Source organism: Streptococcus sp. NSSLK0004, assembly GCF_059039125.1.
In genome coordinates, this window is sequence record NZ_CM180142.1 from 1,785,948 (window position 1) to 1,802,146 (window position 16,199).

Below are 16,199 nucleotides of genomic sequence, written 5' to 3' on the forward strand. Positions count from 1 at the left end.
CTAAATTTTTAGGGTATTTTTTACCAAGGTACTCAGACAGACCATGACCAAACTAAGAACGGCACAGGTGCCAGACATGGTCAAGTCAAACCAACTAGCACATAAAAAGCCTAGAAAAACGGTCAGAATGGCGAAGCATTGCCCAAAAACCAAAAACTGAAAGAAATGCTTAGACCAGGGCAGAGCTGCCATACTCGGTGCCAATAAAAAGACAATAACCGTCATCGAACCAACGACCTCAAAGGAGAGAACCGTGGTTAGCGAAACGAGAAAAAGAAGACTCAACTCCAACGGTCTGGTCCGAATTCCCTGTAGCTTGGCTTGTTCCTTATCCAAAAGATAGAACTTGAGAGGCTGAAAGTTAAGGAAAAAGAAGACGACCAAGACCAACAAAAGCCCGACAGACTTGACCAAGGCAAGTGGTAGAGAAATACCAAGCAAATCGATACGATTCAAGGGTGCAAAGAGCACCTCACCCATCAAGACCATATCCATGTCCAAATGGACATTACGGGCAAAGAGGGAAATCAGAATGACTGCGATGGCAAAGAAAAACGTGAACAACAAGCCCGTTGCAGCATCCTGAGCCAATTTACGAGTATGTAAGCCGTCAATCGCTACAATGGTCAGCAAGCCAAAAATCGCAGCTCCAAGCAGGAGCAGGGGCGAATCCAAATTCTGACTAATCAAAAATCCTAGGACAATCCCCAAAAGAACCGAGTGCGACAGGGCATCTGCCAGCATAGACTGATTGCGAACCACCAAGACAGACCCAATAAATCCACAGGAGCATCCGACTACGAATAAAATCACTAAGACTTCAAGCACGCGCATTCTCCTTTCGAACATAGGTCACATAGGCAAAAGCCACTAGGGCAAACAGGCTCAGGTAGACAATGATGGTCGGTCCAGTCGACAAACCTGTCACTACCGAACTCAAGTAAGTCCCCACAAAAGCTGAAAATGTTGCGACCACAGCCGCCAAGCCCAAGGTCTGCACATAGGATTTTCCTAAAAGCAAGCCGAAAACGGCTGGTGCTATCAAGAAACTACTCATTAGAACAGCTCCAACCACTTTCAAACCAACAGCTATCAGACTAATCATCAAAAACATGGTCAATCGGTCTAACCTTTCCACCGGAATTCCGACTAGCTTGGCAAATTGCCGATCAAAGAGATAGAGTTTAAAAGACTGGTATTTCCATAAAAAAATCCCAAATGCTAGCATAGAAACCAAACCAATCAAGACCGCATCATCCAACTGAATAAAGGCGGCCTGACCAAAGACATAATTCTCCAAACCAGCCTGAGCTGACCCTTGAAAGGCTTCATTTCCTTGAACATACTGTTTCAAGACTAGACCAAGCCCAAAGAAAGAAGCTGAAACAAGGGTTAAGGCATTGACAAGACTATGGCGACCTTTTTGACTGAGCCAGATGACCAAACCATAAGACAGGTAGCCCGATACAACTGCACCTAAAAGTAAGAGGAGGGGGTGACGAGATTGAAAAACCATGTAAGACAAAATAATACCTGGATAGGCAGCATGCCCCAAACTATCACCAATCAAACTCTGCTTGGTTAAGACACTAATGGTTCCAATCTGGCTACTGGCAAGGGCTAGAACCACTGTTCCAAGAGCAACTGTCCAAAAGGAATAATCTTGCAAAATATCACTCATGCCCTGCCCCCTCACCGTAAAAGGAAGACAATTCTTGACCATAAGCCATCCGATAGGAGCTAGCACTATCTACCTGATCTATGGGACCAGCCGCCACCAGCCGCTTGTTCAGCCAAATAACATGGTCAAAATACCGCTCCAATGTCAGCAAATCATGATGGATGACCAAGGAAGTCTTTCCTTGTTTTTGAAAGGTCTTCAAGCAATCCATAATCAAGTGTTCTGTGGCCTGGTCAATACCTGCCAAGGGCTCGTCCATCAAGTAGAGTTCAGCTTCCTGCGCCAAGGCTCTGGCGAGAAAGACCCGTTGTCTTTGACCTCCTGATAACTGATCAATCTGCCGATGCCTTAAATCACTGATGTTCATCTCCTCCAAGGCTTGCTCTACCATTTCTCTATCATGAGAACTCGGTTTACGGAAGAAACCACTGGTGTGGGCAAAACGTCCCATCAGAACAATGTCAAAGACAGTCGCAGGAAATTGCCAGTTGACCTGACTCGCTTGAGGGATATAGGCTATTTTTTTCTGAATGACTTGGTCTAAAGGCTGAGTTTGGCCTAGCACCGTAACCTTTCCTGTCACTCCCTTTTCCAATCCCAGAATCGCCTTCATCAAACTTGATTTTCCAGCACCGTTTGGACCCACCAAGGCAGCTCTACACCCCTTTGGTAGAGAAAAACTGACTTGGTCTAGAGCCTTGACTTGACTTGCACCATAGCTCAAGGACAAGTCTTCGACTCTCAGTGTTTCTTCCATCTTATTACCTCTCTACTTCAAATATTGAACCATCAAATTGATATTATGCTTATACATATCAATAAAGGTTGCTCCATCTTCACCTTCTGGTGCTAAGGAATCTGAGAACAACTCCTTGCCCTCACCCGTCACAACCTCAACCTGACCACCCTTGGCTTTGACTGCTTCCTGCAATTTCTCCATCCGTTCTGGGCTGGTCGTTGACTCTGTGAAGATGGCCTTGATACCATGCTCTAAAATCATATTCACTGTTTCAATCATATCGCTATTGGCCACTTCAGACTCTGTGCTAATGCCTTGCGGTGCATAGAGAGTAAAGTCATAGCTAGATGCGAAATAGTTAAAGGCATCATGTGGCGTTACTAGGTAACGACTCTCCGCAGGAAGGACGCTCAATTCTTTCTCAATCCAAGTATGCAAGTCATCCAACTGAGCTAAATAAGAGTCCGTATTCTTCTGAATCTGCTCTGCTTTTTCTGGAAGGATCTTTTGCAATTCCTCTGACGCCACAGCTACAGCAGATTTATAAAGCGGAATCGAAAACCAGAAATGCGGATCCACGATTTGCTCACCATCCTCATCCATAGTGGTCAATTCCGATGGCGAAAAATTTTTGGATACTGCGACACCAGTTTTTTCCAGGGCTTCTACCATCTTACCCTCAAAGTGCAATCCGTGATAAAGAACCAGGTCAGCGGACTGTAATTTGGACAAATCACTCGATTTAGCCACATATAGATGAGGGTCCTCACCAGCAGGAATCAAGAGTTCCCTCTCCACTTCATCCCCTGCCAACTGGTAAACCATATCATTGAGGAAGGAAGTGGTCACTGCCACTTTTGGCTTGCTGGTAGCCTCTTGGCTTTGCGATGAACGACAAGCTACTAGTCCGAAGAGGGACAATAGCAGAGCGAAACTAAGTACTAGTTTTTTCATATAGGTTCTCCTTTTTGTTTTGTTAGGTATGCTTAACTTTTATTTTAATATATATTAAAAATATCTTTCTGTCAATCATTTTTATAATTTTTTGGTATAATGTTCTTAATTTAGAAAGAGAGAGAATATGACACCGAACAAAGAAGATTACCTGAAAGTCATCTACGAACTGGGGCAGACCGAACAAAAAATCACCAACAAACAAATTGCTGAAAAGATGAATTTTTCTGCCCCAGCCGTTTCAGAAATGGTAAAAAAGATGGTGGCAGAAGGGTTGATTGAAAAAGACAAGACCGCAGGCTACCTCCTCAGTCAAGTCGCTTTGGAAATGGTGGCCAACCTCTACCGCAAACACCGCTTAATCGAGGTATTTCTGGTAGAACAACTAGGTTATTCTCCGGAAGAAGTCCATGAAGAAGCTGAAATCTTGGAACATACTGTTTCAGACCACTTTATCGACCGCTTGGACAAACTCCTCGGTCAGCCTCAAACCTGTCCGCACGGAGGCACCATTCCAAAAGCTGGACAAGCCTTGGTCGAACGCTACCAGACACGCCTTTCCCAACTGACAGAAACCGGCAGCTACCAACTGGTCCGTATCCATGACTTCTACCAACTCCTCCAATACCTTGAACAACACGACCTTGCTGTCGGTGACCTGTTGACCGTTACTGACTTTGACCACTTTGCCCAAACCATCACCATCCAGTACAAAGACAAGGAACTAGCCATCCCGACAACCATCGCCCAAGAATTATTCATAGAAAAAACCAATCGCCCAGCCTAAACAAGCTGAGCGATTGGTTTTTCTATATTTTGTACTCAATGAAAATAAGACCAACTTTAACTATCTGGGAAATAGAGCGAACTTGCATTCATCAAATCAAGTTAAACTCTTCGAAAATCAAAATCAGACGTTGTTGACTTGATTCGATGAACTTCAGTTCTATCAGCATCTGCGTCGCCTAGTCTGTTTTTGATTTTCATTGAATATTAGTTCTTACCGATTCGTTTGTTCTTCTTTAGTGCAAGCCAGGTAAGCACGATGAGGACAAGGTTCCAAAGTAGCAAAATTTTAATCGACTGACTTGTTAGGGAAAAGTTTGTTCCAGTGAAAAACTCAGTATAAGCTCCCATAAAAGAATAATTGACAACTTCTTGTACTCCATCTTTCATTCCTGCAAACATAGGTAACAAGGCTACGATAAAGGTAATTGGCAAGCCATTTATCTGAGCTTTCGATTGAGTATCAGAGAGTAGACCGACACACATATTTATCAACATGACAACAAATGAAGTTAGGAACATCACAACCATATATTCAACATACATCCCTTCCAAATTTGTCTCAGTCATGATTGGAAATAAAATCAAGGTAAGCACCGTAATCACCAGTGGATGAACAAGAACAGATAAGATATATTCATTATAGCGAACACCGCTCAAGAGCAAGGTTTTGAGCATATTTTTCTCTTTTTCTTCCGCAATAATAGTAGAAATCATCATTCCAATAGACAGTGAAATAGCCATGGATAAACAGATAAACAATAGAGTCATGCCCGATGCATCCATGAAATTTTTGTAAAGCAAGACCAGCATATAGGGCAATAGGATTTGAACAGCTAGGTTTTTGTTGCTCATCAATAGTTGACTTCTTAGCCAAATCAAGGCATTTACTCTTCTAAACATTTAACTTCTCCCCTGTTAATTTTATGAAAATATCTTCTAGCGTTGGCTCACAAGAATGTACCGCAATCGCATCTATTAAGTCGTGTTGCCCAAAGTTTGAAAATGGAATGAGTTCTTGACTAAAATCCGAGTAGGTCACTTTTACTGTTTTATCCAAATTATATTTTTGGATAATATCTCTCGGAACACCTTTCTCAACTAGATTCCCCTTGTTCAGTAGAACCAATTCATCACAGAGGAGGGTTGCCTCATTCATATCATGAGTGGTCAGGAAAATGGTTGTTCCTTGTTTTTTCAAATCAATCAGTAAAGCATGAATCGATTGAGAAGTGGTTGGGTCTAGTCCACTTGTTGGCTCATCCAGAAAGAGGATTTTCGGAGCATTGATTAAGGCTCTTGCCAGCAACATTCTCTGCTTCATACCTGTTGACAGTTTCTCAGCAGGTGTTTTTTTACTGTCAAACAAACCAACTCTGGTCAACAGTTCATCAATTTTCTCTTCACTAACACCGAATAATCTTCCGTAAAGCTGGAGATTTTTTTCCAATGATAATTTTTCATAAAAACCACTTTGATCACTCACGATGCCAATTTCTTCCAAATCTGAAGACGATAAATCTGTGGAATCTTTTCCTAATAGTTTTCCTCGTCCTTGGTCTGCATCCATCTGACCTGTCAAAATGTTAATCATGGTTGTTTTACCAGAACCTGACGGTCCTAAGAATCCAAAGATGTTCCCCTCACGAATTTCAAAACTAATACTATTTAATGCAACTTTATTCCCAAACGACTTGGTAATCTTATCTGCTACAATCATGGTTTCTTTCATAACTCTTCTCCTTAATTCATCGTGTCATTCTTTATAGTCCTAGTATAAGAAAAAAATAAAAAAAGCAACATGACATGTACGTCAGGTTGCATGGTTATTTTCATAGATATGCTAAATCAGTTTGTTTCTCTCTCTCAAGATTTTGAACTAAAATATCATCATTAAGCATTTTTGCAAACATAATTGCCTTATCATATAATTCTTCAGCTTTTTCTCTATCTTTGGCTATTTCTAAATAGTATTTTGCCTCAAAAGTGTAGACAACAGGTTTGTGTTGATAGTTAGTCGATTCTTCAATTATCTCCCTCAAAACCCGTGTATAAGTAAGGTAAGCCCTCGGATTGGCTTGAACCAATATGTTAATCAGAATCCGCTCTAACAGGTACATACGTTCAGGATCTCCATAGTCAATCTGAAGTAATACTTTGTTTGATAATTCTTCAACATATGACTTATCTTCTAATCCCATAATACAGCACATTAAATAGACATTGATTATTAACAAATCATTGTAACTGTATTTATTCTTTTTCAAAATTTGATGAAAATATTCCTCTAACAGTCCTATACCAAATCCTGTGTCTTGGCTACTAAACACATTTGCTTGAGCATGTAATAGTTCAATAAGGAGCTGTTCCTCTTCGGGTAGAATGTCATAATAATCAGTATATATCTCATCAAACATTGCTTCCTGCTGAGCAATGCGATTCTCATCACCATAAGTATGAAATCTTATTAATTTATTCTTTAATACTAAATAACGTTTAGGAATCTCAACCCTAGAAATATCTACTAAATCTTGAATTCTCATCTCCAGCTTTTGAGATAAAAATAACAATTTTGGTATAGTAGCCATTGCCTGTCCATTTTCAATTCTAGCCAGTTGTCGAATAGTCAGTTCAGTTTCATCGTCACAAACATCAGCTTGTGTCAAGTTTCTATTTATTCGAGCATTTCGGATTTTCTTTCCGATTTCAATTTTTATGTCCAAAACAATCTCCCACAAAAATATATTTGAAAATATTATCTCAATTTTACCATAAACAATACTAACATGGCCCAATCCTCTTGTTTTACGATCGTTTCTTACTATTGTAACATATTTTTACAACCATTTTATATATACAATACAAAAACTTCCCTTCTTCCTTATTTTACATCACAAGCCAATCTGCAAATTTTCAGCAAACTTCTATTCATTCTAACGATATTCCTGCGTTATCCCCCCCTACCTTTAAACGTAAAAAGACCGACATTACTGCCGGTCTTCACTTAATTTTTCTCTCAATCTGCGACGATACAGAATCTGCGAGGGAATGAAGTAAAGAAAGCTTGCTAGAATAATCCAGCGTTTATCTAGGTCGCTAAAGTAAATCACCATAATCAGCAAAAACGCAAGAATCAAGTAGAAGAAATGATGGGTTAGTAATTTTTTCATAGCAAACCTCCATACCTATTTTTCAATATTAGTATATCAAAATATTCAGATAGAGTACAGACTATTTCTATAATATTACTTATTCTTCGTATCCAAGATGATGGTCACTGGACCATCATTGACCAGACTGACCTGCATATCCGCCCCAAACACACCTACCTCAACTGGCACAAAGGCTGACAAGGCTTGGTTAAAGGCATCGTAAAGTTGACTGGCTAGGGCAGGAGCTGCCGCTCCTGTAAAAGCAGGGCGATTGCCTTTTTTGGTATCCGCAAAGAGAGTAAATTGAGAAATAGATAAAATCTTGCCCGCCACATCTTGAACAGACTTGTTCATCTTTCCATTCTCATCTGAAAATATCCGCATGTTGACGATTTTTCGAACAGCATAGTCCAAATCTTCTTGACTATCGTCTGGACCAAGACCGACCAAGAGCAGAAGACCTTGATCGATTTGCCCATGAATCCGTCCTTCGATGGTCACACTAGCTTGCGACACACGTTGTAAAACAATTTTCATCTTATCCGTTGGTCCTTTTCACTGAGTAAACTTCTGGCACAGACTTAATCTTATCAACAAGACTGGTCAAGGTTGCAAGGTTGGAAATCCCAAAGGAAACATGGATCGTCGCAAACTTCATATCCTTGGTTGGTTGGGCATTAACCGAGGAAATATTCTTGCTGGCATTAGTCAAGACCTTGAGGACGTCGTTGAGGAGACCTGAGCGGTTAAGACCGTAGATGTCAATGTTTGCCATGTATTCCTTAGTTGAGTTTTCATCTTCCCAGCCGACATCAATCAGGCGTACATCGTAGTTTTCCTGGCTCTTGAGGTTCATACAGTCCACACGGTGAACAGCCACCCCACGACCTTTAGTAATATAGCCGACAATTTCATCTCCAGGAACAGGATTACAACATTTTGCAATCCGAATCAGCAGACCTGACGCACCTTCGATGACCACGCCACCTTCGTGACGGATTTTCAAGCTATCTTTGTTGTCGTGCTTGACTTCGCCACCGTTGACCAATTCATCCGCGACAGCTTTGGCCCTTGCGCGTTCGGCCTCTCGGCGTTCTTTTTCTGTCAGACGATTAAAGACAGACACGGCAGATATTTCCCCAAAACCAACTGCTGCAAATAAAGCTTCATCCGTCTTATAGCTGGTCTTTTGCAACACTTCGTCCATGTGTTTACGATCAAAATACTGGTTAGCCACATAGCCATTTTCTTGGAGGAGAGTCTGAATCATCTCGCGCCCCTTAGAAACCGAAAGTTCCTTGTCCTGATTTTTGAAAAATTGTTTTATTTTATTACGAGCCTTATGAGTTTTAACGATATTCACCCAGTCTCGACTTGGACCAAAGGAATTGGCAGAAGTGACAATTTCCACCTGATCGCCAGTCTTGAGTTTTGTCGTTAATGGAACCATACGCCCGTTGACCTTGGCACCTGTCGCTCGCTCACCAACCTTGGTATGAATTTCATAGGCAAAGTCGATTGGAACCGAATCTTTTGGCAATTCCCGTACCGCGCCATCAGGGGTAAAGACATAGATTCGCTCGGTGAAGATATCTTCTTTGACCGAATCCATGAAGGTCTGGGCATCGCCCGCTCCCTCCTGCAATTCAATCAAGTTATTGATCCATTTAAGCTCGCTGGCAGAGGCTGTAGCATTTCCACCACGCTTATAAGCCCAGTGAGCTGCTACCCCATACTCTGCAACCTGATGCATCTCAGCTGTACGAATCTGAAACTCGATTGGACCCTTTGGACCGTAAACAGTTGTATGGATAGATTGATAACCATTTGCCTTAGGATTCGCAATATAATCTTTGAAACGTCCAGGCATCGGGCGCCACAATTCATGAATATACCCCAACATAGCATAAACATCGCTCGGTGTATCCATAATACAACGAATAGCAATCAAATCATAGAGTTGATCAAAACGCTTTTTCTTATCGTGCATTTTACGGTAAATAGAATAAATATGTTTTGGGCGACCGTAGATTTGACCATGTAGATTTCGTTCAGCTGCGTAGGCGCTAATTTTTTCTACCACCTCATTGACCAAATCCTCACGTTCACGACGCTTCTCGCTCATCATGTGGGTAATCTTGTAAAATTCCACTTCATTTAGATAGCGGAAAGACATGTCCTCTAGCTCCCACTTGACGGAAGAAATACCCAGACGATGAGCTAAAGGTGCATAAATTTCCATCGTCTCACGAGAAATGCGTTCCTGCTTGTCTTTACGTAAGTGTTTAAGAGTACGCATATTGTGGAGACGGTCAGCTAGTTTTACCAAGATAACTCGCATATCCTTGGACATGGCAATCAACATTTTACGATGGTTTTCTGCGAGTTGTTCCTCATGGGACTTGTATTCTACCTTACCCAGCTTGGTTACCCCATCCACAATCAAGCGAACTTCTGAACCAAATTCCGCTTCCATCTCATCGAGAGTGATATCCGTATCTTCCACTACATCATGCAAAAAACCACAGGCCACTGTCACTGCATCTAGTTTGAGTCCTGCTAAGATTCCAGCTACTTGAATAGGATGGATAATATAAGGTTCGCCAGACTTTCGAAATTGTTCTTTATGGGCATCAACCGCATATTCTAAAGCCTTTTGAACAAAATGTACATCTTCTTCTGGCAGGTATTGAGCGGTTAATGCAACCACTTCTTCTCCTGTCAAATTGACTTCTTTCATAAATTACCTCATTCCAAACTGTTTCTCTTATTTTACCATTTTCAGATGAAAAGAAAAAGGAAGAAGAGATGTCCCAAAACATCACCTTCTTGATTCGCTCGATAGATTGTTTAATGTATATGACACGGAACAACAAGATTTAGTAAAATAAATCAAGCTAGGGCACTGCCTTTAAACAATAGGTCTTTCTTGGTTTGCGTTTGGGCAATCGTTCCGCCCCAACTTCTTCAACAAAATCTCCATATTTTGATAAAAAGTTATTATGAACAATTGTTTTATCTGGCGAAATCAGATTTACCAACTCTGTTGCTGCATAGATATTAAACGGTTGCCGCAAAAGATTGAGAAAGGTGGGATTCCATTTCATCCGCCCCTGTATCCGCTGAATAGAAGTGCGAACAATCTCATAATGGTCAAAAGCAAAATCATCTGCTGTCAGGATTCTATCTTGGTAAGAAACTGTCGCCGTCTTAAAATCCACATCAACTATAATCGGCTCTCGTCCATCCGGTCCTGGTTTAACCAAATCTAAGGCCTGGCTAGGTAGATAAACCAAGTGTGCAATGGTCATCATCCAGCCCCGCGGATCTCGCTCAGGATTGGACACTGTCAACAATTGTTCAATATGGTTGCGAGGTAAATCAAGCCCTGCCTCTTTTTTTATCTCACGCTGACAGGTTTGGTAAGCATCCTCGCCCCTAGCAATAAAACCACCAACGAGGGATAGCTTGTTTTGACAAGGATGGGCCGCTCGGCGAATAAGCAAGAGTTTGATTTTTCCTTCCACAAAGCTGTAAACAACCATATCTGCTGTCACACTTGGTTTTTCAAATCGCGGAGAATCCTGTTTTTTATACCAATCTAAAAACTCTGCCTCTGTCGCAAATTTTTCATAATATTCCTTGTCCGATAGACCATCAGGCCTAGCCATTTTGATCCACCCGCCCTTCTTTTACAGACTTAGACCATTGATACCAACCAACAATCGAGTTAATCGTCCACACAAAATACATAACAGACATTTGTAAGTTACCACTATCTGGCCCTACCCACCATAGATAGATAGAAAAAACATTGGTTCCAATCCAGAACAGCCATTGCTCACGGTAGAGATAGCTCTGCAAGAATTGACCAGTCCAGTTGGTCCCATCTGTAATTGAGTCACGGAAAGGACGAGCTGCTCCGATAGATTTGTAAATCAATCCAAAACTACCCCAAACTAAAACAGCAAAAGCCAACCACTTGACCCAACCCCAGAAACTCAACTTGCGCGCTTCAAACTGAGTCTTTTCTTGTTCTTCCACCCCATTGACACGCGCTGATAACCAGAAATAAAGCCCGACAGGTTGCATGACAATGAAAAAGATTGCCGTCATGACTTCCCCATAAAACATATTTTGATAAGAAAGTACAAAGTAGATGAGATTACTGATAAAGCCAAAGAAATAGTTGCTAGACCGCCCTTCTGCTACTAAAATGACACACAAAATGCCTGTCCATGATGCAAATAATCCCATCCAATCCTCGCTAGCCGACCAGATGTGTAAGATAATTGGGACACACGATAGAACGAGCAAATATAGCCATTGATTACGTGAACGATTCCGGAATAAATCCGCAATAATCGCATCCAAGACTCCAACAAACCCCAGTTTTTTTGCCCTCCCTGCGATAGCTGCCATGTTTTCTGGTACTTGTTTCAAAGATGCCCGAAAGTAATCAACACGTTTAGTTAGTTGTTCCATATATTCTCCTAAAATTCCTGATAAATAGTATCAATTAACGCAATTGCCTTAGCATAGTTTTCTGCATAAGATCCACCGATAAATGCTAGTGAAGTATGCGGATGATTCTTCGCAACCAATTCCTTCAAATGTTCGGTGAAGGCATTCCGGATTGCTGCGTCAGCCATTGTCATATCCCTAAAGCCATCATCTACATAAGAACCTGTCGGTAAAACAAAGATGATGAGATCCCACTTTTCATTCTTGACCGTATCGGCACAGAGCGAGTGGAAAGAGCTAGAAGTCTCACCAATATAGTAATCATAGTAGGCTTCTGTCACTGTCGCATTGGTATCTGCAATGACCAGACCGCGGTTGGTATCTGAATCAATCAGGTCTGAGGTCTGACGGAACTGTCCTGTCAAGAGATAGTTGTAATCTTTCCCTGTCAATTCATCATCGCGTACATTGTATCGCTGTTGATAATAGCGAGCATACTCCAATGATACAGGACAAGAATAGTAGCGCCCCAGATCCCGTACCAATGTCGTTTTTCCATTTGAAGCAGACCCAACAATCAAAACATTCTTAGAAAAGTGACGTCGAAACGGTTTGGCAATCATATTCCAATACTTCGCTGCATTTTCGCGAATCTTTGTTGCAGAGATATTGAAATTTCTCTCCGTAAACGATGCTTTGAATCCTCTAGAACGCAATTCCTCTGCGTACTCTTTCTCCGAAGCATAGAAGACTAACTCTTCATCCTCCTTAACAGCCACCAAATCTTGTAAGGCCGTTAGCCAGGGTTCCCAACCTTCTGGATAGGGAGGCATGCCTTCCTCATCTAGCTTAAAAACCGACACTAAAGGCTCATCATTAAAAGTTTCACGGATATAGCGAAAACGCTTCTGCAATCCAAGACCGATTTGATGACCACGGTCATTCTTATAACCTGATACTATAACCACTGCTCGCTCACACTCTCGCTTGGCTCGTTGGATGAGATCAATGTGGCCCTTATGCATCGGAGCAAAGGTTCCAAAAATGACTGCAACTGTTTTTTTCATAGCTCACCTTTTTATTATTTTTTATATTTTACATCATACCCTTTTTAGCAATGACTGTCAATATCTTTTTATATTTTTCTATAAAAAGGTATAAAAAAGTAAAGAGCGAACTCGCCACTCTCTACTCTACTTTTTCATCCATTTTTCAAAACGGAAAAATAATTCTGCATCTGGAAAGTCGGGAACATGTTCCATTGGATGCGCAGGATTGAAAAATTCCACGATCTGAAAACCACATTTATTGACATAAAAATGGATATTTCGAATTTCAAAATGCGGGGTGTGCGTCTCCCAAACTTCCGTTTCTGGATAGGCTTGTTCAATAGCTTGCCAGATTCTTAAGCCCAAGCCCTGCCCTTTATGACCTCCGTCAATAAATAGAAGATCCAAAAAATTGCGTTTGGTCTCTGGGTCAATCTGTACGACAACACCGCCTACCAAATCATCCTGCCAGTAAACTTGAAATGCCTGAGCCTGTGGTGCCTGAAGACTTTCTAAAACTTCCTCACGGCTAATCACCTCTTGACCCTCTGGCATTTCTTCTGCTAAAGCCTCTAAAAAAGCTGCTTGGTTGCGACGGATAAATTCCTCTTGGTCTTCTGCCAATAAGGTTCGAAATGTAATCATCTTACCCTAGTCCTCTCAATTGTTCTAGATAGACATGACTCTCTAACTGCTCTCTAGGATCCAATAGATCTGCCAGATGTATCTCATAGATACTGCTGGCACTTGGATTCAAGAGGGGAAGAATCGGTGAACAATCTATTTTCCCCTGTCCCAAGGTCAGGCTATCATGTTCTTTCCCCATTGAATCTACCAAATGATAGTGAACAATGTTATTCTTCAGATAAGCCAGAGACTTCTCTAGTGCCACTTGATTTTAATCCTAGCTCTACCATTTCTCCTCCTACTGAACGACATCAAACTTGAACTCTTCTCCCTTCACTCCAACCTTCAAGGTTGAACCAGTAGGCAATTCCCCACGAAGAAGCATTTCTGCCAACGGATCTTCCAGCTTGGTCTGTAAAAGTCTACGAAGTGGACGTGCACCCATTTCTGGGTCGTAACCTTGTTTGGCCAATAGCTTAAGGGCAGACGGCTGCAATTTAAGGGTAATCCCCTTAGCTACTGTCACTTCAAGCAATGGTTTTACCATGACCTTGATAACGTCCTGCATATGACTTTCTGTCAGACTATGGAAGACAACTTTTTCATCAATACGGTTGATAAACTCTGGACGATAGGCCTTTTTGAGTTCTTCAAAAATACGTTTTTCCACTTCCTTGTGGTTCTTAGACAAATCAACTGCACCAAAACCAACTGTCTTATCATCGCGAAGAGCCGTTGCCCCAAGGTTTGATGTCATGATAATAATGGTATTTGAAAAGTCAACCTTGCGTCCCTTACTGTCCGTCAAGACACCATCATCCAAGACCTGCAAGAGTACGTTGAAAATATCTGGATGGGCTTTTTCGACCTCATCAAAGAGTAGGACAGAGTAAGGCTTGTTACGAACCTTCTCAGTCAACTCACCACCTTCTTCATAGCCGACGTAACCTGGAGGGGCACCATTCAAACGGCTGGCAGCGAATTTCTCCATGTACTCAGACATGTCAAAGCGAATGAGGGCCGATTCATCATCAAATAAAACCTCTGCTAGAGCCTTAGCTAACTCTGTCTTACCGACTCCTGTTGGCCCTAAGAACATGAAGGAACCGATCGGTCTACGACCTGTACGGATACCAGACTGGTTACGGCGAATCGCTCTGCTAACGGCAGAAATAGCTTCTTCTTGACCAATCACACGCTTGTGCAACTCTTGTTCAAGATTGAGGTATTTCTTAGTATCTGTCTGACTCAACTTAGCGACTGGAATACCAGATAAGCGACTGAGGGTTTCTAAAATATCTTCTTCTGTCACTTCCAAAGCATCGTTGGCAACTTGACGCCCTGACTCCTGATCCTTGAGCAAGAGTTGACTAACTGTCTTATACTTCCCAGCCATTAAAGCTTGGTCCAAGGCGGTCAACTCTTCATCCTCAACCTGTCCTTTGACGCGGTTTTGCACTGTTGCACTAGCTTCATCTAGCAAATCAATAGCCGAATCCGGCAGGTTTTTGCTGGTCAAATACCGCTTGGCATAGGTCACCGCAACCTCCACAGCTGTATCTTCAATACGGACCCTATGGTATTTTTCAAAAGTCCCTTTTAATCCTTTCAAAATAGTAACGCTGTCTGCAACAGTCGGTTCTTCAATAAGGACCTTTGCAAAACGGCGAACCAAAGCCGCATCTTTTTCGATATGCTTCTGATACTCCGTCTGAGTCGTCGCTCCAACTGTCCGAAGAGTCCCACGTGCCAGGGCTGGTTTGAGGATATTGGCCGCATCCAAGGTCGAGTCAATCCCTGATCCAGAACCCATGATAGTATGCAATTCATCAATGAAGAGGATAACTTGACCGTCTTCTTCAATATCATTGATGATATTGTTCATCCGCTCCTCAAAATCACCACGGAAACGAGTACCTGCAACAACATTCATCAAGTCGAGTTCCAAGACACGCATCTTAGCCAGACTAACTGGCACATCCCCAGCCGCAACACGCTGAGCCAGACCCAAGGCAAGTGCTGTTTTTCCGACACCAGCATCACCAACCAAAACTGGATTGTTCTTAGTTTTACGTGATAGGATTTGAATCATCCGTGAAATCTCAGCATCTCGACCAAGCACAGGCTCCATCTTTCCTTCACGCGCCAAGGCTGTTAAATCGCGTGTGTAATCCTCCAAACCACCACTTTGTGGTTGAGGCATTCCCATCATATTACCAACCGTTGCTTGCTTAGGTTTTCCACCTTTCATCAAGGTCCGAATAGCCTTCAGATGTTCCTTAGTAAAACCGGCCTTTGCCTCCAGATTTTTTCGTAAATCCAAGAACCGAATCTTGTCATCAGAATCTTCAAAGTGAAAACCAGCCTTATCCAAAATCTGTGAAGCTGTTGACCGCTTGTCCAACAGCATCCCCATGAAGACATGTTCAGTTCCTAATTCTTTACTTTTGACAATCTCAGCAATCTTTTCAGCAAAAACCTGTAATTCTCCCGTCCGCTTAGATGAAGGTAGAATGACAAAATCTTCCAATTCCTCACGATAAACCTTGTCCGTAACCACATAGGTCGCGTGTTCGTAGTCCGATACATCTGCTGGATATTCTGCCAAGACAGATCCCGCAATCGTATCAGGATTAATTACAAAAGCCAGCAATAAATGCCAGGTTTCCAAGTAATCACTATTATAACGCTGTGCTATCAATTGAGCATCTTCATAGACGGCCTGTAAACCTCTTGAAATCTTCATT

The 16,199-nt window shown here is 42.0% G+C and carries 16 protein-coding genes and 1 pseudogene; 1 reads left to right on the forward strand and 16 read right to left on the reverse strand.

The features are described from left to right. From AC4CS8_RS09160 to AC4CS8_RS09175, 4 genes are read right to left on the reverse strand one after another with little or no spacing between them, the layout of a single operon-like run. Window positions 1-828: a metal ABC transporter permease gene (locus AC4CS8_RS09160; RefSeq protein ID WP_493892888.1), complete on the reverse strand. Its 828-nt coding sequence runs from the start codon at window positions 826-828 to the stop codon at window positions 1-3. Beyond that, window positions 821-1,681 (reverse strand): metal ABC transporter permease, encoded by an 861-nt coding sequence (locus AC4CS8_RS09165; protein WP_493892889.1) that lies wholly within the window; start codon window positions 1,679-1,681, stop codon window positions 821-823. The genes AC4CS8_RS09160 and AC4CS8_RS09165 overlap by 8 nt, the downstream gene beginning before the upstream one ends. Then, on the reverse strand, window positions 1,674-2,438 hold the full coding sequence (locus tag AC4CS8_RS09170) for a metal ABC transporter ATP-binding protein (protein ID WP_493892890.1): 765 nt from the start codon (window positions 2,436-2,438) through the stop codon (window positions 1,674-1,676). Before AC4CS8_RS09170 ends, AC4CS8_RS09165 begins: the two co-directional genes overlap by 8 nt. Before the next feature lie 12 nt (window positions 2,439-2,450). Beyond that, window positions 2,451-3,374 carry a metal ABC transporter solute-binding protein, Zn/Mn family gene (locus AC4CS8_RS09175; protein ID WP_493892891.1) on the reverse strand — a complete coding sequence of 308 codons (924 nt, stop codon included), beginning with the start codon at window positions 3,372-3,374 and terminating at the stop codon, window positions 2,451-2,453. 127 nt (window positions 3,375-3,501) lie between these two features. Between AC4CS8_RS09175 and AC4CS8_RS09180 the strand changes: the two genes are divergently transcribed. Then, entirely contained in the window at window positions 3,502-4,161 is a 660-nt protein-coding gene (locus AC4CS8_RS09180; RefSeq protein WP_493892892.1) for a metal-dependent transcriptional regulator, read from the forward strand. 206 nt (window positions 4,162-4,367) lie between these two features. Here AC4CS8_RS09180 and AC4CS8_RS09185 read toward each other — a convergent pair whose 3' ends face one another. The 12 genes and pseudogenes from AC4CS8_RS09185 to AC4CS8_RS09240 form a co-directional block, all read right to left on the reverse strand. Further along, on the reverse strand, window positions 4,368-5,063 hold the full coding sequence (locus tag AC4CS8_RS09185) for an ABC transporter permease (protein ID WP_493892893.1): 696 nt from the start codon (window positions 5,061-5,063) through the stop codon (window positions 4,368-4,370). Beyond that, the gene (locus AC4CS8_RS09190) at window positions 5,056-5,892 is read right to left on the reverse strand and encodes an ABC transporter ATP-binding protein (protein WP_493892894.1); all 837 of its coding nucleotides are present in this window, start codon (window positions 5,890-5,892) and stop codon (window positions 5,056-5,058) included. The genes AC4CS8_RS09185 and AC4CS8_RS09190 overlap by 8 nt, the downstream gene beginning before the upstream one ends. A 100-nt stretch (window positions 5,893-5,992) precedes the next feature. After that, window positions 5,993-6,883, reverse strand: a complete 891-nt coding sequence (locus tag AC4CS8_RS09195; protein WP_493892895.1) for a helix-turn-helix domain-containing protein — start codon at window positions 6,881-6,883, stop codon at window positions 5,993-5,995. Window positions 6,884-7,147: 264 nt separating this feature from the next. Next, complete coding sequence (locus AC4CS8_RS09200) at window positions 7,148-7,330, reverse strand: hypothetical protein (protein ID WP_493892896.1); 183 nt, start codon at window positions 7,328-7,330, stop codon at window positions 7,148-7,150. A 75-nt stretch (window positions 7,331-7,405) separates the two neighbouring features. Next, the gene (gene dtd / locus AC4CS8_RS09205) at window positions 7,406-7,849 is read right to left on the reverse strand and encodes a D-aminoacyl-tRNA deacylase (protein ID WP_493892897.1); all 444 of its coding nucleotides are present in this window, start codon (window positions 7,847-7,849) and stop codon (window positions 7,406-7,408) included. A gap of 1 nt (window position 7,850) precedes the next feature. After that, complete coding sequence (locus AC4CS8_RS09210) at window positions 7,851-10,052, reverse strand: RelA/SpoT family protein (protein WP_493892898.1); 2,202 nt, start codon at window positions 10,050-10,052, stop codon at window positions 7,851-7,853. Window positions 10,053-10,209: 157 nt separating this feature from the next. Further along, a complete protein-coding gene (locus tag AC4CS8_RS09215) occupies window positions 10,210-10,983 on the reverse strand; it encodes an NUDIX domain-containing protein (RefSeq protein WP_493892899.1) in 774 nt (257 codons plus the stop codon). After that, a complete protein-coding gene (gene pnuC / locus AC4CS8_RS09220) occupies window positions 10,976-11,797 on the reverse strand; it encodes a nicotinamide riboside transporter PnuC (RefSeq protein WP_493892900.1) in 822 nt (273 codons plus the stop codon). Before pnuC ends, AC4CS8_RS09215 begins: the two co-directional genes overlap by 8 nt. Before the next feature lie 8 nt (window positions 11,798-11,805). Then, on the reverse strand, window positions 11,806-12,843 hold the full coding sequence (locus AC4CS8_RS09225) for an AAA family ATPase (RefSeq protein WP_493892901.1): 1,038 nt from the start codon (window positions 12,841-12,843) through the stop codon (window positions 11,806-11,808). A 126-nt stretch (window positions 12,844-12,969) separates the two neighbouring features. Continuing rightward, entirely contained in the window at window positions 12,970-13,470 is a 501-nt protein-coding gene (locus AC4CS8_RS09230) for a GNAT family N-acetyltransferase (RefSeq protein ID WP_493892902.1), read from the reverse strand. Between the two features lies 1 nt (window position 13,471). Further along, window positions 13,472-13,714 (reverse strand): annotated as a pseudogene (locus AC4CS8_RS09235) (sugar phosphate isomerase/epimerase); the annotation flags it as partial. A 36-nt stretch (window positions 13,715-13,750) separates the two neighbouring features. After that, window positions 13,751-16,198, reverse strand: coding sequence for an ATP-dependent Clp protease ATP-binding subunit (locus tag AC4CS8_RS09240; RefSeq protein ID WP_493892903.1), 2,448 nt, complete (start codon window positions 16,196-16,198; stop codon window positions 13,751-13,753). Between the last annotated feature and the right edge of the window lies 1 nt (window position 16,199).